The sequence below is a fragment of the Variovorax sp. EBFNA2 genome, from assembly GCF_033802765.1.
Taxonomy (GTDB): Bacteria; Pseudomonadota; Gammaproteobacteria; order Burkholderiales; family Burkholderiaceae_C; genus Variovorax; species Variovorax paradoxus_H.
This window is the reverse complement of record NZ_CP138496.1, coordinates 1,589,878-1,607,995: the sequence shown is the minus strand read 5'-3', so window position 1 is coordinate 1,607,995 and position 18,118 is coordinate 1,589,878. Positions and strand designations below refer to the sequence as shown.

18 protein-coding genes are annotated in these 18,118 nt (G+C 67.1%); 8 read left to right on the top strand and 10 right to left on the bottom strand.

From position 1 onward, the window contains the following. Window positions 1-9: 9 nt before the first annotated feature. From fliL to fliR, 7 genes are read left to right on the top strand one after another with little or no spacing between them, the layout of a single operon-like run. The gene (gene fliL / locus RZE79_RS07360) at window positions 10-525 is read left to right on the top strand and encodes a flagellar basal body-associated protein FliL (RefSeq protein WP_319359621.1); all 516 of its coding nucleotides are present in this window, start codon (window positions 10-12) and stop codon (window positions 523-525) included. A gap of 30 nt (window positions 526-555) precedes the next feature. Beyond that, complete coding sequence (gene fliM / locus RZE79_RS07355; RefSeq protein ID WP_319359620.1) at window positions 556-1,557, top strand: flagellar motor switch protein FliM; 1,002 nt, start codon at window positions 556-558, stop codon at window positions 1,555-1,557. Further along, the gene (gene fliN / locus RZE79_RS07350; protein ID WP_319359619.1) at window positions 1,550-1,978 is read left to right on the top strand and encodes a flagellar motor switch protein FliN; all 429 of its coding nucleotides are present in this window, start codon (window positions 1,550-1,552) and stop codon (window positions 1,976-1,978) included. The genes fliM and fliN overlap by 8 nt, the downstream gene beginning before the upstream one ends. Then, window positions 1,975-2,457 carry a flagellar biosynthetic protein FliO gene (gene fliO, locus RZE79_RS07345; protein ID WP_319359618.1) on the top strand — a complete coding sequence of 161 codons (483 nt, stop codon included), beginning with the start codon at window positions 1,975-1,977 and terminating at the stop codon, window positions 2,455-2,457. Before fliN ends, fliO begins: the two co-directional genes overlap by 4 nt. 23 nt (window positions 2,458-2,480) lie before the next feature. Further along, window positions 2,481-3,212: a flagellar type III secretion system pore protein FliP gene (gene fliP, locus RZE79_RS07340; RefSeq protein ID WP_373696566.1), complete on the top strand. Its 732-nt coding sequence runs from the start codon at window positions 2,481-2,483 to the stop codon at window positions 3,210-3,212. Then, complete coding sequence (fliQ, locus tag RZE79_RS07335; RefSeq protein WP_062469313.1) at window positions 3,209-3,478, top strand: flagellar biosynthesis protein FliQ; 270 nt, start codon at window positions 3,209-3,211, stop codon at window positions 3,476-3,478. Before fliP ends, fliQ begins: the two co-directional genes overlap by 4 nt. Beyond that, window positions 3,475-4,272: a flagellar biosynthetic protein FliR gene (fliR, locus tag RZE79_RS07330; RefSeq protein ID WP_319359617.1), complete on the top strand. Its 798-nt coding sequence runs from the start codon at window positions 3,475-3,477 to the stop codon at window positions 4,270-4,272. The genes fliQ and fliR overlap by 4 nt, the downstream gene beginning before the upstream one ends. A gap of 164 nt (window positions 4,273-4,436) precedes the next feature. Here the strand turns inward: fliR and RZE79_RS07325 are convergent, their stop codons facing one another. Together RZE79_RS07325 and RZE79_RS07320 are read right to left on the bottom strand one after the other, a co-directional pair. Further along, a complete protein-coding gene (locus RZE79_RS07325; RefSeq protein WP_319359616.1) occupies window positions 4,437-4,868 on the bottom strand; it encodes a GNAT family N-acetyltransferase in 432 nt (143 codons plus the stop codon). A gap of 96 nt (window positions 4,869-4,964) precedes the next feature. Beyond that, window positions 4,965-5,477 carry a DUF1579 domain-containing protein gene (locus RZE79_RS07320; RefSeq protein WP_319359615.1) on the bottom strand — a complete coding sequence of 171 codons (513 nt, stop codon included), beginning with the start codon at window positions 5,475-5,477 and terminating at the stop codon, window positions 4,965-4,967. Between the two features lie 151 nt (window positions 5,478-5,628). Here RZE79_RS07320 and kdsA point away from each other — a divergent pair, with 151 nt between their 5' ends. Beyond that, complete coding sequence (kdsA, locus tag RZE79_RS07315) at window positions 5,629-6,480, top strand: 3-deoxy-8-phosphooctulonate synthase (RefSeq protein WP_319359614.1); 852 nt, start codon at window positions 5,629-5,631, stop codon at window positions 6,478-6,480. 15 nt (window positions 6,481-6,495) lie between these two features. Here kdsA and RZE79_RS07310 read toward each other — a convergent pair whose 3' ends face one another. The 8 genes from RZE79_RS07310 to RZE79_RS07275 all read right to left on the bottom strand — a co-directional run bounded on the left by RZE79_RS07310 (window position 6,496) and on the right by RZE79_RS07275 (window position 18,115). Continuing rightward, window positions 6,496-7,389 carry a DMT family transporter gene (locus RZE79_RS07310; protein WP_319359613.1) on the bottom strand — a complete coding sequence of 298 codons (894 nt, stop codon included), beginning with the start codon at window positions 7,387-7,389 and terminating at the stop codon, window positions 6,496-6,498. 133 nt (window positions 7,390-7,522) lie between these two features. Next, window positions 7,523-8,734: a flagellar hook-associated protein FlgL gene (gene flgL, locus RZE79_RS07305; protein WP_319359612.1), complete on the bottom strand. Its 1,212-nt coding sequence runs from the start codon at window positions 8,732-8,734 to the stop codon at window positions 7,523-7,525. A gap of 35 nt (window positions 8,735-8,769) precedes the next feature. After that, window positions 8,770-10,734, bottom strand: coding sequence for a flagellar hook-associated protein FlgK (gene flgK, locus RZE79_RS07300; RefSeq protein ID WP_319359611.1), 1,965 nt, complete (start codon window positions 10,732-10,734; stop codon window positions 8,770-8,772). A 110-nt stretch (window positions 10,735-10,844) separates the two neighbouring features. Further along, window positions 10,845-12,563, bottom strand: a complete 1,719-nt coding sequence (locus tag RZE79_RS07295) for a methyl-accepting chemotaxis protein (protein ID WP_319359610.1) — start codon at window positions 12,561-12,563, stop codon at window positions 10,845-10,847. 10 nt (window positions 12,564-12,573) lie between these two features. Then, on the bottom strand, window positions 12,574-13,080 hold the full coding sequence (locus RZE79_RS07290) for a chemotaxis protein CheW (RefSeq protein WP_319359609.1): 507 nt from the start codon (window positions 13,078-13,080) through the stop codon (window positions 12,574-12,576). A gap of 16 nt (window positions 13,081-13,096) precedes the next feature. Then, entirely contained in the window at window positions 13,097-14,719 is a 1,623-nt protein-coding gene (locus RZE79_RS07285; RefSeq protein ID WP_319359608.1) for a methyl-accepting chemotaxis protein, read from the bottom strand. A gap of 15 nt (window positions 14,720-14,734) precedes the next feature. After that, window positions 14,735-16,309, bottom strand: coding sequence for a methyl-accepting chemotaxis protein (locus tag RZE79_RS07280; protein ID WP_319359607.1), 1,575 nt, complete (start codon window positions 16,307-16,309; stop codon window positions 14,735-14,737). Between the two features lie 102 nt (window positions 16,310-16,411). Next, complete coding sequence (locus tag RZE79_RS07275; protein ID WP_319359606.1) at window positions 16,412-18,115, bottom strand: methyl-accepting chemotaxis protein; 1,704 nt, start codon at window positions 18,113-18,115, stop codon at window positions 16,412-16,414. Between the last annotated feature and the right edge of the window lie 3 nt (window positions 18,116-18,118).

The following is an 18,118-nucleotide window of genomic DNA, read 5'->3' as shown; positions in this document are numbered from 1 at the left end:
CGTTTCACCATGGCTACCTCTTCTCCCGCCGCCACCGCGGCTGCGTCGGCCGCGACCGACCCGCCGGCCTCGCGCCGCACCTCGAAACTGCTGATCGGATTCGTGGCCGCCCTCGGCCTGGCCGCGGCCGGCGCGGCTGCGTACGTTTTCGTGCTTCCCCGCTTCACCGACCACGCGGCCGCCGAGACGGCCAAGGCGCCGGTGCCCGAGAAGCCCATCTTCCTCATGCTGGAGCCGCTCACCGTCAACCTGCAGTCCGAAGGCCGCTCGCGCTTCCTGCAGATCGGCTTGGCGCTGAAGCTGCGCGACGAGCAGGCCAAGGCGCAGATCGTGGAGTTCATGCCCGAGCTGCGCAGCCGCCTGCTGGTGCTGCTGTCGAACCGCCCGCCCGAATCGCTGGTCACGTCGGAAGACAAGGCCCGGCTGGCCACGGAGATTCACAGCGCCCTGAACGCGCCGCTGGCCGAGGGCCTGCCCGAGCTGGGCATTGCGAGCGTGTCCTTCAACTCCTTCGTCGTGCAGTGACGGCGATGCCCGTTTGCGGACCCGCGATCCATGGCGTATGAACAGGTGCTCTCCCAGGACGAGGTCGATGCGCTGCTGCAGGGCGTCACCGGCGGCGACCTCGACCAGGCCGCCGCGCCCGCGCCGCCGCCCGACGGCCTGCCGGCCTACGACCTCGGCGCGCCCGACCGCGTGGTGCGCAACCGCATGCACACGCTGGAGGTCATCAACGACCGCTTTGCGCGCGGCCTGCGCAGCGCGCTGCTGAACTTCATGCGCCGCAGCCCCGACATCTCGGTCGGGCCGGTGCAGATCCAGCAGTTCGGCGAGTTCGTGCGGCACCTGCCGGTGCCCGCGAACATCAACATGATCCACATGAAGCCGCTGCGCGGCACCGCGCTCTTCGTGTTCGACCCGAAGCTCGTGTTCCTCGTGGTGGACAACCTGTTCGGCAGCGACGGGCGCTACCACGTGCGCGTGGAAGGGCGCGACTTCACGCGCACCGAGCAACGCATCATCAAGCGCCTGCTCGACCTGTCGCTGCAGTGCTACGGCGACGCGTGGCAACCCGTGTTTCCGCTGGACTTCGACTACGTGCGCGCCGAGATGCACGGCAAGCTCGCCAACATCGTCGCGCCCAACGAGGTGGTGATCAACACCACGCTGCAGATCGAGTTCGGCCCCATCGGCGGCTTCCTGCATGTGTGCCTGCCCTACTCGATGATCGAGCCGATCCGCGACCTTCTGTCCAACCCGATCCAGGACGAGGTCGAGGTCGACAAGCGCTGGGTCACGCAGATGTCGCGCCAGATGCAGGCCGCCGACGTCGAGCTCACCGCCGACTTCGTGACCATGCCCTCGACGCTGGGCGACGTGATGAAGCTGCGCGTGGGCGACGTCATTCCCATCGAGCTGCCGTCGACGGTGGTCGCCAAGGTCGGCGGCGTGCCCGTGATGGCCTGCGGCTACGGCACCTCCAACGAGCGCTACGCCCTGCGCGTGCAACACATGATCTCCCACCAAGACAGCGATTCGAAGAACGACCATGACTGACAACACCTCTGCCGCCAGCGACGCGGACGACTGGGCCAGCGCACTGGCCGAGCAGACCGCGGCCAGCGCGCCCACGCCCGAGCCGGCCGCAGCGCCGGCCACCGCGCACGTCTTCCAGCAGATCCAGGACGCACCGGCCGCCTCATCCACCACGCCTGTCGACATCGCGCGCGTGCTCGACGTGCCGGTGCAGCTCACCGCCGAGATCGGCCGCACGCGCATCACCATCAAGAACCTGCTGCAGCTGTCGCAGGGTTCGGTGGTCGAGCTCGACGGCCTGGCCGGCCAGCCGCTGGACGTGCTGATCAACGGCTACCTCATTGCGCAGGGCGAGGTCGTGGTGGTGAACGAGAAGTACGGCATTCGCCTGACCGACATCGTCACGCCCTCCGAGCGTATGCAGAAGCTCGCGCGCGCATGAACCTGACGCGGGTGTCTTCGTTGGTCGCGCGCGGAACCGCGCTGCTCGCACTGGGACTGCATGCGGCCCATGCGGCCTTGCCCACCGTGCCCACGCCGGTGCGCGAAGCCGCGCCGCCGTCCGCGGTCGGCGGCGCCGGTCTGCTGCAAGCGGGCTTCGGCATGGCGGCGGTCGTCGGCCTGATCTTCCTGTGCGCGTGGCTGGCGCGGCGCTTCGGCCTGCAGCGGCTGGGCGGCGGCCAGGTGGTGAAGGTGGTGTCCACCGCCATGGTCGGCCCGCGCGAGCGCGTGGTCGTGGTGGAAGTGGCCGGCCAGTGGCTGGTGCTCGGCGTCACCGGCAGCCAGGTCAACACGCTGCACACGCTGCCGGCGCAGGCAACGCCTGCGGCAGTCACACCCATGTCGCCACAGAACCCCGTGGGCCTGTTCGCACAGAAGCTGCGCGACTCCCTCGCCGGCAAGGCCCGCGCGACCTCATGACCCGCCCCGCTTTGCACCGCGGCCTGCGCACCGCCTTGCTGCTGCTCGCCGCCACGCTGCCCGCTGCTGCATGGACGCAAGGCCTGCCCGGCCTCACGAGCACGCCGGGCCCCGGCGGCAGCCAGACCTGGTCGCTGAGCGTGCAGACGCTGGTGCTGCTGACCTCGCTCACCTTCCTGCCCGCGCTGCTGCTGTCGATGACCAGCTTCACGCGCATCCTCATCGTGCTGGGCCTGCTGCGCACCGCCATCGGCACGCAGACCTCGCCGCCCAACCAGATCCTCGTGGGGCTGTCGCTGTTCCTCACCTTCTTCGTGATGTCGCCGGTGTTCGACAAGGCTTACACCGAGGCCTACGTGCCGTTCTCCGAGAGCAAACTCAGCGCCGAAAAAGCGCTGGAGCGCGGCATTGCGCCCTTCAAGACCTTCATGCTCAAGCAGACGCGCGAGACCGACCTGGCGCTGTTCGCGCGGCTCGCCAAGGTGCCCGAAATGCAGGGCCCCGAAGACGTGCCGCTGCGCATCCTGCTGCCGGCCTTTGTCATCAGCGAGCTGAAGACCGCGTTTCAGATCGGCTTCACCATCTTCATTCCCTTTCTCATCATCGACCTCGTGGTGGCCAGCGTGCTGATGTCGATGGGCATGATGATGGTGCCGCCCGCGTCGATCGCGCTGCCCTTCAAGCTGATGCTGTTCGTGCTGGCCGACGGCTGGCAGCTGCTCATCGGCGCGCTCTCGCAGAGCTTCTATTTATGACGCCCGAGTCCGTCATGACCATGGGCCACCGGGCCATGGAAATCTCGCTGCTGCTGGGCGCACCGCTCTTGCTGGTGGCGCTGGTGATCGGCCTGGTGGTCAGCATCTTCCAGGCGGCCACGCAGATCAACGAGGCCACGCTGTCCTTCATTCCCAAGCTGCTCGCCGTGTTCGCGACGCTGGTCATCGCCGGGCCGTGGATGCTCGACCGCATGCTCGACTACATGCGCGCCCTGTTCGCCAGCATCCCGCAGATGCTGGCGTGACGCCCTCGGTTTTCTCCGTCACCTCGGGGCAGCTCGAGGCCTGGACGGTCGCCTTCCTCTGGCCCTTTGTGCGCATGCTGGCCATGGTCTCCACGGCGCCGGTGTTCGGCGAGCCGTGGGCGACGCGGCAGCTGAAAGTCGGCATCGCCGCCGTGCTCGCAATCGTGATCTCGCCCACCCTCGGGCCGCTGCCCGCAGTGCCCGTGGTGTCGGCAGGCGGCTTCTGGATCATCGTGCAGCAGGTGCTGATCGGCGCCGCCATGGGCTTCTCGATGCGGCTCGTGTTCACCGCCGTGCTGGCCGCGGGCGAGTACATCGGCCTGCAGATGGGTTTGTCGTTCGCGTCGTTCTTCGACCCCATGAGCCACGGCAGCACGATGGTGGTGTCGCGGCTGCTGAACATGCTGGCGATGCTGATCTTCATGGCGCTCGACGGCCACCTGCTCATGCTGGAAGCGCTGGCCGCGAGCTTTCACACGCTGCCCATCGCCGACGCGCCGTTGGCGGCCGGCGGCTGGATGTTTTTGGTGCTCGCGGGCGGCGACATCTTCGCGACCGGCCTGCTGCTGGCATTGCCGCTGATCACCGCGCTGCTCACGCTCAACCTCGCCATGGGCATCCTGAACCGCGCCTCCCCGCAGTTCAGCATCTTCGCGGTGGGCTTTCCGCTGACGCTGCTGGCGGGGCTGGTGATGCTGCAGTTGCTGATGCCGCACCTGGCGGCGTTTCTGGAGCCGCGGTTTGCGCAGTCGCTGGCGAACATGCTGCGGTTCACGCAGGGACTGCGGCCTTGAGGGCTGGACGCCTGCTTCCGGCTGTTCCGCCATTTCGAAGAACGGCAGTTTCTTTTTGAGGCTGAAGCCGCTCTGGGGCCCGTTGCAGATATTTGGCTTCCCCGGAAGCAGACGTCTGTGAGGCAACCACCGGCTTGCGGGTGTTTATCCTCCCGATTCAGGCGTCAGGTTTCACTGAGGTAGCCCCTCTCCACCTGCTGTTGCTGATTCTCGAAGATGGCCATGGCAGTCTTCATTCGCATGAAGCCGAGCTTCCTGTAGAAAGGTTCTTTTCCAGGGACCGCATACAAGATGATCTTCTTGTGACCGCATGACATCTCCACCAGCTCGCTGACAACCTGTTTGCCGAGGCCTGTGCCCTGATGGCTCGGCAATACCGCAATGTCGCAGATGTACGAGCAGTCTCCACCATCGGCAAGCGCACGCCCCGCCGCCACGAGCTTCCCGTGCTCGTAGACGAAACACTTGAACATGCTGTTCGAGAAGACCTTTTGCAGATGAAGCGGCTTCTTCTCGCCCAGTGGGGCGGCGCGATACAGGGCAGAAAGTTCTTCCCAGTCGATTCCATCGGTGGCGTGTTTCCATTCGAGTGTCACTTGGGGCTCCGATGTCGGGTTGTGGCCGGCTGTAGCGGGTCGAGATAGCGTCGCGAAGGCCCGCAGCAGGCATGTGGCGCTCCGGGGAGCGGTCGTTCAAGTCCCACGCGAGGGCGGCACACGGCGGTAATTCACTTCAACAGCCAGAGCCTCGTCGCCGGCGGGGCTGATGTTGTACATGCGCAGGTCGAGCGTGTCGTCGTCCGGTTGTTCGATGGTCGTGCGCCAGCCCCAGCGCGAGCCCCCTTGTCCGTCGCCGTAGCTGCCCAGCATCGACAGGCGCGGGTCGCCGCTGGCGCCGGTGCTGAACATGAGCGACGTGCCGGTGCCAAAGCTCTCGGCCCAGGCCGATTCGTAGCGGCGCTCGTCCAGGTGGTGGGCGATCAGTGCCACACCTTCCATCGGCTCGCCGCCGCAGTGGCCCGTGTATTCATGCAACAGCACGCGGCCGCCCAGCAGCACGCGGATGCTGCCGCGCTGCACCGAATCGTCGGCCGGCGCCCCGGGCTCGAACCAGAGGCGAAATCGGCCCTCCCACTGGCCCGCCATGCGCGCCAACTGCGCGTGCACACCTTCAGCCAGCGATGCTTCGAATTCCTTGCGACCCATGGGCTTTCCTTCAAGGCGATGACGTGTTCGACGGATGAACTTTGCCACGACGGAAGAACGCGTCAACTCCCGGCACGCCCTGCAAGAACCTGGTTGGCGGCCGAAACCTGAACCGCGAGAATGCAGCCAACACCCTACAGAGGAGCTCATCTTGACCACCGTCGCCATCACCCCCGCAATCAACGTCAGCAACAGCGACGGCTTTGTCCTGTTCGGCGGCGTGAACGTCCTCGAGTCGAAGGACATGGCCCTGCGCGCCGCGGAAGAATACGTCCGCGTCACGCAAAAGCTCGGCATTCCCTACGTCTTCAAGGCCAGTTTCGACAAGGCGAACCGCTCGTCCATCCACTCCTACCGGGGCCCCGGCCTGGAAGAGGGCCTGAAGATCTTCGAGGCCGTGAAGGCGGCGTTCGGCGTGCCGGTTCTCACCGACGTGCACGAGCCATGGCAGGCGGCTCCCGTTGCCGAAGTGGTCGACGTCCTGCAGCTGCCCGCGTTCCTCGCCCGCCAGACCGACCTGGTCGTCGCGCTCGCCAAGACGGGCAAGGTCATCAACGTCAAGAAGCCTCAGTTCCTGAGCCCGACGCAGGTGCTCAACATCGTCGAGAAGATCAAGGAAGCGGGCACCTCCCCCGTCATCCTGTGCGACCGTGGCACCTGCTTCGGCTACGACAACCTCGTGGTCGACATGCTCGGCTTCGGCACCATGAAGAAGGTCACGGGGAACCTGCCGGTCATCTTCGACGTGACCCATGCGCTGCAGCAACGCGAGGCGAACGCCATCGCTTCGGGCGGGCGGCGCGAGCAGGTGGCGGAGCTGGCGCGCGCGGGCCTGGCGGTGGGCCTGGCGGGCCTCTTTCTTGAAGCGCATCCCGACCCGGCGCAGGCCAAATGCGACGGTCCCAGCGCGCTGCCGCTGGACCAGCTGGAGCCGTTCCTCACGCAGTTGAAGGCGTTGGACGACCTGGTGAAGTCATTCGCGCCGCTGAACATCCGCGCCTGAACCAGACGCCGCGGCTCAGGCGGCCTTCTGCTCTTTCTGCACGGACCTGGGCGCCTCGCTGCGCGCCAGCCACAGTCCGCTCGCGATGATCAACGCGCCGCCGCCCAGCGTCCACGCGTCGGGCGCGGCCTGCCAGAACACCCAGTCCAGCACGAGCGCCCACGCGAGGGCGCTGTATTCGAAGGGCGCGATGGCCGCGGCCTGGCCGTGGCGGAAGGCCTCGGCGATGGCCAGCTGGCCCAGGAAGCCACTGACGGCCAGGCCTGCAAGCACCCACATGTGCTCCGCCTGGATCGGCACCCAGTGCGGTGCCGCCAGCAGGCTTCCGCCGAGCGCCATGCCGGCCGTGGTCCAGAAGACCAGCGCGGTGCTCGGTTCGGTGCGGCTGATGAGCCGGCCCAGCATGTTCGACAGCGCGTAGCAGACCGCAGCCACCAGAATCGCCACGGCGCCCGTCGAAAGAAAGGCGTCCTGCTCGGGCCGCAGCGCGATCACGACACCGACAAAGCCCAGCCCGATGGCGATCCAATGGCGCGGAAGAATCGACTCGCCCAGCAGCGGCACGGCGATGAGCACCATCAGCAGCGGCGCGATGAACGTGAGCGTGTAGGCCTCGGCCAGGCCCAGGGTCTTCAGGCCGTGCACGAAGAGCACGAGCATCGCCATGTTCAACCCAGTGCGCAGCAGGTGCAAAGGCCAACGCAGCCGGCGGTTGAAGACACCGGCGGCCTCGCGCCGCCAGGCGATGTACAGGCACACCAACGGCAGCGCCGTGAGGCCGCGCAGCGCCATCACCTGCACCGGCGGGTAGTGCCCGGCCAGGTTCTTGAGCAGCGCGTCCATGCAGGCGAAGAAGGCGCAAGCCAAGAGCATCGCGGCAATGCCGCGCAGGGTTCCGGTCGGGTGCATGGTGACGTTGTCTCGCGGCAGTGGCCGGCAGAGACGGGGCTTGTTCTTGACCGCCAAGCATAGGCCCTGCGAACGCCTGGTGCTGCAGGGGCCGCCGTCTTGGCGCAAGCCGCCACGGTCGCCCCGCGCACCCTTACAGGTAGTTGAACAACGAAATACTGTTCAACCGCGCAAAGGTCATCTGCGTCGCCTGCAATGACGTCTGCCGCTGGTAAAAATCCGAGATCGCGGCGTACGGATCGAGGTCCTCGATCGACGACAGGTAGCTCTCCTCCTGCAGCTTGTTCATCGCACCGGCGCTGTCGAGCGCCTCCAGTTCGACCTGGCGCGAGCCCACCGACGACAGCACGGTGAGCACGTTGTCGTGCGCGTTCGTCACCTTCACGTTGGCGGTGCTCAACGCGTTGCGCAGTTGCGCCTGAGCCGCGTCGCCGCCGCCGTTGAGCGGTGCGCGCAGCGCGGTCACCAGCTCGCCCAGGGCCGCGAAGATGTCGGTGCCGGCGTTCTGCGCGGTCGACACATCGAAGCTGTCGCCGTTGGCGGGCGTGCCGCTGATCGCAATCTGCACACCACCGAACGTGATCGGGCTTCCCGCGGTGAACGTGCCGCTCGCGGCCACGACCGGCGGCGTGTCCTTGGTCATCACCGTGTAGTCGGTGCCGGTGAAGCGGATGGTGAGATCTTTGCCGTAGTTGGGTGCGGTGGCATCGGTGGTGCTCACCGCACCGAACACGCCGGAGCCGGTGTTGCCGGGCGCGCCCGAGGCCACATAGCCCGCGCCGCCTTGCACCGTCTGAAAGATGCTGCGGCCGTCGTCCGAGGTCGACATCTGGCGCGCCACGTCGATCTGCATCAGCCGCTCGCCCTGGTCGCCCACGTACTGCACGCCGCCGCCGTCGGCCGTCACGAAGGGCGGGCTGCCGCTCTTGAAGCCGGCGAACAGATACTGCCCGCTGCCGTTGTCGCTGTTGGCCACGCCCACGAGCTGCTCCAGGCTGCTCTGGATGGCGGTGGCGAGCGAGCCGCGGTCGGCGTCCGACAGGCTGCCGCCGCCGGCCTGCACGACCAGCGTCTTCACGTGCTGCAGGATCGACGTCACCGAGTCGAGCGCGTTCTCTTCGGCCGACAGCGCCAGCGCCGCGCGCTGGCGGCTGGTGGTGAACTGGGCGCCCTCCGCCAACGTCTGGCTCACGCCGAGCGCGCGCGCCGCGCCCACCGGGTCGTCGCCGGCCGACAAGAACTTGGAGTTGGTCGCCAGCTGCTGCTGGACCCTGAACAGCTTCTGCTGCTGCAGGCCCATCGACTGCAGGCTCTGTTCGAAGAAGGATTGGGTGCTGATGCGCATCGCGGGTCCTGGAATCTGTGCGGGGGGTGGGGAGTTCAGTTGCTGATGCCAAGGATCGCGTCGAACATCGCCGAGGCGGTCTGGATCACCTTGGCGTTGGCCTGGTACATCTGCTGGAACATCAGCAGGTTGCCGGTTTCCTCGTCCTGGTTGACGCCGGAAATCGCGCGCTGGCTGGCCTTGATCTGGCCGGTCACGCTGTCCTGCGTGGTGGCGGCCACCTTGATCGACATGGCGCGGTTGCCGACGTCGCTCACCAGCTGCGAGTAGGCGCCGTTGAAGGTCGCGGTGCCGTTCGACATGGTGGTCTTGCGCTGCAGCGCGCCCAGCAGCAACGCGTTGCCGCCGTCGGAGACGCCGCCGGTGTTCTTGCCGAGGGTGAAGGTGTCGCCCTGCGCGGGCGCGCCCGTCATGCCCACGGTGATGCCGTCGAAGCTCATCTTCGCGCCCGCCGTGTACGGCACGGGCGTGCCGGCCGGGTAGCTGGTGGCGGTGCCGTCGGCGCGCGTGACGGTCACGGCCGAGCCGGCCGGAAAGCCCGACAGCGTGCCGGTGCCCGCGTTGAAGCTCAACGTGACGTTGCCGGCCAGCGGCGAGCCCGGATAGGCGGCATCAACGGTGGCCGCGCCCAGTGCGCCGCTGCCCTTGTTGCCCGCGGTGTTGCCGGTGATCACGGGCGATGCGGCGGCCACCTTGGCCGGATCGCGCACCAGCACGTCGACATCGCGCGCGCCGGTGCGCGTGGGCTGCACCAGGAACGAATCGCCGGCCTGCGCCGTGCCGCTCGCGGCCGTGAGGCTCACGCCGTCGAAGCTGATCGGGAAGGTGGTGAAGCTGCCCATCGGCGTCTTGTCCGAGAGCCGCGTGACGGTGTAGGTGAGCGTGCCCGCCACGTCGGTCACGCTCACGTTGTAGTCGCTGGTCGTGAGCTTCGACGCATCGGTCAGCGCGGCGCCGAACTCGAGGGTGCCGGTGTTGCCGGCATTGGCGATCGTGCCCGGCACGGCCTGCGAGAAGAAGTTCTGGCCCAGCGCGCCGTTCAGGTCCACGCCCAGCTTGTGCTGCGCATTCACCGCGTCGGCCACCGACATGGCGAGCCGGCCGATGGCGTTCTGCGTGGGAATCAGCGTGTCCTTGCGGAAGGCCATGAGGCCGCCGAGCACGCCGCCGGTGAAGGCGCTGTCGTCGAGCTCGACGGTGTTGCCGGCAAAGCCCGACAGCGCCACCACCTGGCGCGTCGGGTCCGACGACGACGCCACCGCCGCCATCTTCGACGCATGGTCGCCCACCACCAGCGACTGGCCGGTGGCGATGAACACGTTGTACTTGCCGTTGTCCTGCTGCAGCACGCGCACGTCGACCACCTGGCTCAGCTCGCTCACGAGCTGGTCGCGCTGGTCGAGCAGGTCGTTCGGCGCCTGGCCGCCCGCCACCGCGCTCATCTGGCTGATCTGCTGGTTCAGGCTGGCGATCTTGGCGGCGTAGGTGTTGATCTGGCTCACGCTGCCCACGATCTGCTCGTTGACCGAGGTGTTCAGGTCCGACAGGTACTGGTCGGTTGCGCGGAACTTGCTGGCCAGCGACTGCGCCGCACTGATCATCTGCTGGCGCGCCGCCGGATCGGCCGGCGTGTTGGCCACGCCCTGCACGCTGGTGAAGAAGCTCTGCATCAGCGGCGCGATGCCCGAGGTCTTGTCGGCCAGCAGCGTGTCGATGCGGTTGACCTGCACGCCGTTGGTGGCCAGCGCGGCCGACTGCGACTGCGCGGTGGCCAGCTGCGCCGTGAGGTAGCGGTCGTAGCTGCGCGCCACGGTCGTCACGTTCGCGCCCGAACCGATGAAGCCCGAGCCGCTGGCAATGCCGCCGGCCGTGGCGATCTGCGCGATCTGGCGGCTGTAGCCGGCCGTGTACACGTTGGCGGTGTTGTGGGCCGTGGTCATCAGCGCGGTGCGGGCGACCGCGAGGCCGCTCAGACCTGTGTAGAACATGCTTCCGGACATAAGGCTTTACCTGTCAAAGGGGTGTGTGGGAGCGGCATCGCGCGATGCCTCTCTCTGGTTATCGGCAGCGCGCGGCCGAAGTTGAGGGCGCGCGTGCTGATGCGTCTTTCTCAGAACTCCGACCAGTCGCCCTTCGCGTCGCCGGCCATGGCGAGCTGCGGTGCGCCACTCGGCTCGCGGCGCGTGGGCAGCGCCTTGGCGCGCGGCTTGGGCGTCGGCTTCGGTGCTTTCGGAATCGGCGTGATGCGCGTGAAGCCGGCGCGGGTCGACGCGACCGCGTTCGCGTCGAGCTTGAAGACACTCACGGCCTGCACGAGGCTGCCGGCCTGCTCCTGCAGCGACTGCGCCGCGGCCGAGGCCTCTTCGACCAGCGCCGCGTTCTGCTGCGTCACCTGGTCCATCTGCGTGATCGCCTGGTTGATCTGCTCGATGCCCGAGGTCTGTTCCTGGCTGGCGGCGGTGATCTCGCCCATGATGTCGGTCACGCGCTTCACGCTGCCCACGATCTCTTCCATCGTGCGGCCGGCTTCTGCGACCTGCTTGCTGCCCTCTTCGACTTTTTCCACCGAGTCGCCGATCAGGGTCTTGATTTCCTTGGCTGCGGCTGCAGAGCGTTGCGCGAGGCTACGAACTTCCGAGGCAACGACAGCAAAGCCGCGACCTTGCTCGCCTGCTCGTGCGGCTTCGACCGCCGCGTTCAGCGCCAGGATGTTCGTCTGGAACGCGATGCCGTCGATCACGCCGATGATGTCCACGATCTTTTTCGACGATGCATTGATCGAGCCCATCGTGTCCACCACCTGCGACACGACTGCGCCGCCCTTCACCGCAACCTCAGATGCGGAGACGGCCAGCTGATTCGCCTGCCGCGCGTTGTCCGCGTTCTGCTTCACCGTCGAGGTCAGCTCTTCCATCGACGCCGCCGTCTGCTCCAGCGAACTCGCCTGCTCTTCGGTGCGCGACGACAGATCCTGGTTGCCCGAAGCGATCTGACCCGACGCCGTGGCGATCGTCTCCGTGCCCGTGCGCACCTCGCCCACCACCTTCGCCAGGTTGGCGTTCATGTCCTTCAGCGCCTGCATCAGCTGGCCCGTCTCGTCGCGGCTTTCCACGCGGATGTTCGCGCTCAGGTCGCCGGCGGCCACCGTCTCGGCCACGCCGACGGCCTTGGCCAGCGGGCGCACGATGCTGCGCGAGATGAAGAAGGCGAACAGGCCGCCCAGCAGCACCGTGAGCGCCGTCAGCAGCAGCCGCAGGTTGAAGCTCTTCGAATTCGCCGCGTCGATGGCGTGGCTCATGTCGTCGATGGCGCGGCGTTCGAGGGCCAGCAGCTCGAGCACGCGGTTCTCGTACGCCTTGGCGGCCGGCTGGAACGACAGCTGGTAGGCGCGCACGGTCTCGACCGTGTTGCCACTGGCCTTGGCGCGGGTCACGTCGTCCTTGGCGGCCTGGTACTTGGCGCGCAGCTCGACGATCGACTTGTAGGTCGCTTTCTCTTCGTCGGTGACCAGCAGCGCCTCGACCTTGGCCATGGTCTCGCTGCCCTTCTTCACGCTGTCAGTGATCACGTCGGCAAACAGCATCGGCAGCGCCTCGTCGGTGGTGCGCGCGATCATCGAGGTGCGCGCAATGGCCGAGTAGGTCAGCACGTACCAGTCGGAAATGAGCCGCTCCTTGGCCAGCGGGCTCTGCATCATGATCCGCGTGGCCTCGGCGTTCTTGTGCGCGGACATCAGCCCCACGGCGCTGGAGATGATCGACAGCCCCAGCACGACGGCGAAGGCGAGCGTCAGGCGGGTGCCGATGCGAAGGTTCAAAAAGAAGGTCATGGGGTGGTCTTCAAACGGTGGCGGCCGCTTCGATGAGGCCCATCTCTTCGCTGGACATCAGCCGGTCGATGTCCACCAGGATCAGCATGCGTTCGTCCAGCGTGCCCAGGCCGATCAGGTAGTCGGTGTCGAGCACCGAGCCCATCTCGGGTGCCGGCTTGATCTGCTCGGCCGTGAGCGTGATCACGTCCGACACGCTGTCCACCACCATGCCCACCACGCGCCCCGAGATGTTCAGCACGATCACCACCGTGAACTGGTCGTAGGTGGGTGCGCCCAGCTCGAACTTGATGCGCATGTCGATGATCGGCACGATGATGCCGCGCAGGTTGACCACGCCCTTGATGTAGTTCGGCGCGTTCGCGATGCGCGTCACGGCGTCGTAGCCGCGCAGCTCCTGCACCTTCTGGATGTCGATGCCGTATTCCTCGTCGCCGAGCTTGAAGGTCACGACCTCCAGGCGGTTGGCCACGGCGGACGCGGACGACGATGTGTTGTCTCTGGTGTGGTTCAGCATGTGTTCTTCTCCTCGTTCAATACGCATTCCGGACGCCGGCACCCTCGCCCGCCCCGGTCCTGAATACCCCTGCGGCCTGGACCAGGTCCTGCGCCTGTTCCTGCAGCGACTGCGCCGTGGCCGTGGCCTCTTCGACCAGCGCGGCGTTCTGCTGCGTCACTTGGTCCATCTGCGCGATGGCCTGGTTGATCTGCTCGATGCCCGAGGTCTGCTCCTGGCTCGCCGTCGTGATCTCGCCCATGATGTCGGTCACGCGCTTCACGCTGCCGACGATCTCCTGCATGGTCCGGCCGGCCTCGGCCACCTGCTTGCTGCCCGCCTCGACCTTCTCCACCGAGTCGCCGATGAGGGTCTTGATTTCTTTCGCGGCAGCCGCCGAGCGCTGCGCCAGGCTGCGCACTTCCGACGCGACCACCGCAAAGCCCTTGCCCTGCTCGCCCGCGCGCGCCGCTTCCACCGCCGCGTTCAGCGCGAGGATGTTCGTCTGGAACGCGATGCCGTCGATCACGCCGATGATGTCGACGATCTTTTTCGACGAGGCGTTGATCGAGCCCATCGTGTCCACCACCTGCGACACCACGGCGCCGCCCTTCACGGCGACCTCCGATGCGGAGACAGCCAGCTGGTTCGCCTGCAGTGCGTTGTCCGCGTTCTGCTTCACCGTCGAGGTCAGCTCTTCCATCGACGCGGCCGTCTGCTCCAGCGAGCTGGCCTGCTGCTCGGTGCGCGACGACAGGTCCTGGTTGCCCGAGGCGATCTGGCTCGACGCCGACATCACGCCCGCGACATTCGCGCCCACGTCCGCGACGATCGCGAAGAGGTTGGCGCTCATCTGGTTCAGCGCGCGCAGCAGCCCCGCGATCTCGTCGCCAGGCCGCACCGTGAAGCGCACGAGGTCGCCGCCCGCGATGGTTCGCGCGACCTCGATGGCCTCGTCGAGCGGACGGAAGACCGTGCGGCCGAGGAACGCACCGAGGCCCAGCCACGCCAGCGCAGCGCCGAGGCTGCCCGCTGCCACGGCGGCAGGCAGCCAGCTGTGCGCGCCGGACGCTGCCGTCAGGCGGGATGCTTCCATCCAACCCACCGCGCCCAGGCCCGCTGACAGTGCAGCCGCCGCGACGGTCACGCCGAACACGCGGCGGCGTACGGGGATGCGCCGCAGCCGCGCCAGCGGATGGGCCCAGCCGCTGCGCACCACTTCGCCCTGCAGCAGCTCGAGGCCCTTGGCCTCGCCCTCGCGCATGCGGCGGTAGAGCGCATTGGCTATCGCCACGTCTTCGCGCGCAGGACGGCTGCGCACGGACATGTAGCCCTCGACGCCGCCCTGGTGGCGGATCGGCGTGACGTTGGCGAGCACCCAGTAGAAGTCGCCGTTCTTGCGCCGGTTCTTGATGAGGCCGGTCCACGGCAGGCCCTGGTCGAGTGTTCGCCACAGGTCGGCGAAAGCCTCGGGCGGCACGTCGGGATGGCGCACGATGTTGTGCGCCTTGCCCAGCAATTCGGCGGGCGTGAAGCCGCTGGCCGCGACGAAGGCCGGGTTGACGTAGGTGATGCGGCCCTTGAGGTCGGTGCGGGACACCAGGGCCTCTTCCTTCGAGAGTTCGTATTCGATGTCGGTGACGGGCAGATTGACGCGCATGGCCGGTGTGCCGCCTCAAGCCAGCGCCAAGGCGCTGCTGCTGCTGCCGCCGAGGCGGAACACGCCGACGACCTGCGACAGGCTGCCGGCCTGCTCCTGCAGCGACTGCGCCGCCGCCGAAGCCTCTTCGACCAGTGCCGCGTTCTGCTGCGTCACCTGGTCCATCTGCGTGATCGCCTGGTTGATCTGCTCGATGCCCGAAGTCTGCTCCTGGCTCGCCGCAGTGATCTCGCCCATGATGTCCGTCACGCGCTTCACGCTGCCCACGATCTCTTCCATCGTGCGGCCGGCTTCTGCGACCTGTTTGCTGCCTTCTTCGACCTTTTCAACCGAGTCGCCGATCAGGGTCTTGATCTCTTTGGCGGCGGCGGCTGAGCGTTGAGCCAAGCTGCGAACTTCCGAGGCAACGACAGCAAAGCCGCGACCTTGCTCGCCTGCTCGTGCGGCTTCCACGGCCGCGTTCAGCGCCAGGATGTTGGTCTGGAACGCGATGCCATCGATCACGCCGATGATGTCCACGATCTTCTTGGACGACGCATTGATCGAGCCCATCGTGTCGACAACCTGCGAGACGACAGCGCCGCCCTTGACGGCCACTTCAGAAGCGGAGACCGCCAGCTGATTGGCTTGCCGCGCGTTGTCCGCGTTCTGCTTCACCGTCGAGGTCAGCTCTTCCATCGACGCTGCCGTCTGCTCCAGCGAGCTGGCCTGCTCTTCCGTGCGCGAAGAAAGGTCCTGATTGCCCGAAGCGATCTGCCCCGAGGCCGTGGCGATCGTCTCCGTGCCCGTGCGCACTTCGCCCACCACCTTGGCGAGATTCGCGTTCATGTCCTTCAGCGCCTGCATCAGCTGGCCCGTCTCGTCGCGGCTTTCCACGCGGATGTTCGCGCTCAGGTCGCCGGCCGCCACCGTCTCGGCCACTTCGAGCGCATGGCCCAGCGGGCGCACGATGCCCAGCGTGAGGCGCCAGGCGAACAGCGCGCCCAGCACCAGGGCGATGGCCGACAGCGCGAGCAGCGTGGTGCGGCCGTCGGTGTGATCGGCCGCGATGCCCTTGGCGGCGGCGTCGATCTTCTCGCGCTGGTGGTTCGCCAGGCTCTCGACCGCGTTGGCGTAGACGGAGAGCGCCGCGCTGAACTTGGTGTCGACCAGCACATTGGCTTCGTCGAGCTTCTTCTCGTCTTTCAGCTTGTTGAGCGTGCCCACGGTCTCGAGCACGACGACGCGCGCCGCGACCACGGCGGCATAGAGCGCCTTTTCTTCCGGGCTGGCGAGCATGGCCTCCAGCTGCTTCTGCGCCGGCGTGATGCGCGCCGACCCTGCGGCCTGGACCTTGGCGAAATACGCCGCAACCTCGGGATCGGTGGTCTTCACCATCGCGTAGTTGGCGACGGTGTTCGACCTGAGCAGGCTGAGCCATTCGTTCGCCAGCCGCTCCTTGACCAGCGCACCCTGCACCATCTCATCGGTCGCCTGGCCCACGTTCGTGAGGCGCAGCACGCCGGTGCCCGCGATGAACGCCATCAGCAGCAGCAACGCCGCGAAGCCGAGCCCGAGGCGGGTGCCGATTTTCAGATCCTTCAAACTCATTGCGCTTTTCTTCCTTCCAGAACGGGGACCATGTCGGAGTGGCTCGAGCCACCCCGTCTCCCTGTTATCGGCAGCGGCCCGCCAGACTTGAGTTCTTTTTTCTCAAAATTCGGTCCAGTCGTTCTTGCCGTCGGTGGCCATGGCAAGTTGGGGTGCGCCGCCGGCCTCGCGGCGGGCAGGCAGTGCCCCGGTGCGCGGCCAGGCGGTCGGCGCAATGCGCGTGACGCCGGCGCGTTGGGCCTGTGCCGGGTGGGGGTGGGCATCGAGTTTGAAGACGCTCACGGCCTGCACGAGGCTGCCGGCCTGCTCCTGCAGCGACTGCGCCGCCGCCGAGGCTTCCTCGACCAGCGCTGCGTTCTGCTGCGTCACCTGGTCCATCTGGACGATGGCCTGATTGATCTGCTCGATGCCCGAGGTCTGTTCCTGGCTCGCCGCCGTGATCTCGCCCATGATGTCGGTCACGCGCTTCACGCTGCCCACGATCTCTTCCATCGTGCGGCCGGCTTCGGCGACCTGCTTGCTGCCCTCTTCGACTTTTTCCACCGAGTCGCCGATCAGGGTCTTGATTTCCTTGGCTGCGGCTGCGGAACGTTGGGCGAGGCTGCGGACTTCCGAGGCAACGACCGCAAAGCCTCGGCCTTGTTCACCGGCGCGTGCCGCTTCAACGGCTGCGTTCAGCGCGAGGATGTTGGTCTGGAACGCGATGCCGTCGATCACCCCGATGATGTCCACGATCTTCTTGGACGACGCATTGATCGAGCCCATCGTGTCGACGACCTGCGACACCACAGCGCCGCCCTTCACCGCGACTTCCGACGCCGTCACCGCCAGCTGATTCGCCTGCCGCGCGTTGTCCGCGTTCTGCTTCACCGTCGAGGTCAGTTCTTCCATCGACGCCGCCGTCTGCTCCAGCGAACTCGCCTGCTCTTCCGTGCGCGACGACAGATCCTGGTTGCCCGAAGCGATCTGCCCCGACGCCGTGGCGATCGTCTGCGTGCCCGTGCGCACTTCGCCCACGATCTTCACCAGGCTTTCGTTCATTTCCTTGAGCGCATGCATCAGGCGGCCGGTCTCGTCCGTCGACCGCACCTCGATGCGCGAACTGATGTCCCCCGCGGCCACCTTCTCGGCCACCTGCACGGCCTCGTCGAGCGGGCGCGTGATCGAACGCATGATGAGCCACGCAATGGCGGCGCCCACCAGGATCGCCACCGCACCCAGTGCCAGCATCAGGTTGCGTGCCCACAGGTAGCCGGCCATGGCCTGCGCGTTGGCCGACGCGGCCAGGACGCTTTCCTGGGCACTCATGGCGTCGAGCTCCGTGATCACGCTGCGCACGGCCGGCTGGAACTTCGAGATGAAGAGCGTCGTCGCCTCTTCGTTGCGGTTCTGCAGCGCCAGTTCGGTCATCTGGTTGTTCAGCGGCACGACCACCGCCACCTTCTCGTCGGCTCTCGCAAGCAGCGCCTTGCCGTCGGCCGTGTCCACCAGCCCGGCGAGCACCTTGCGCGCCCCGGAAAACTGCTCGCGGGCCGCTGCGATGCGCCCGGCCTCCTCGCGCATGGTGTCCGCATCGGTCAGCAGGATCATGTTGCTGTCGAAGATCGCGATGTCGCGGATCGCATCCGCCATCTTGTTGACGGCTTCCAACCGCGCGTTGTTGCCGGTGACGATGCTGTCCAGGCGCGCCTGCACGTCGGCCATCGACCGCAGGCCAAGGCCGGCCACGCCGGCCAGCAGAAGGAGCACGGTGGCAAAGCCCAGGCCGAGGCGGGTGCCGATCTTGAGATTGGAGAATGAATTCATGGG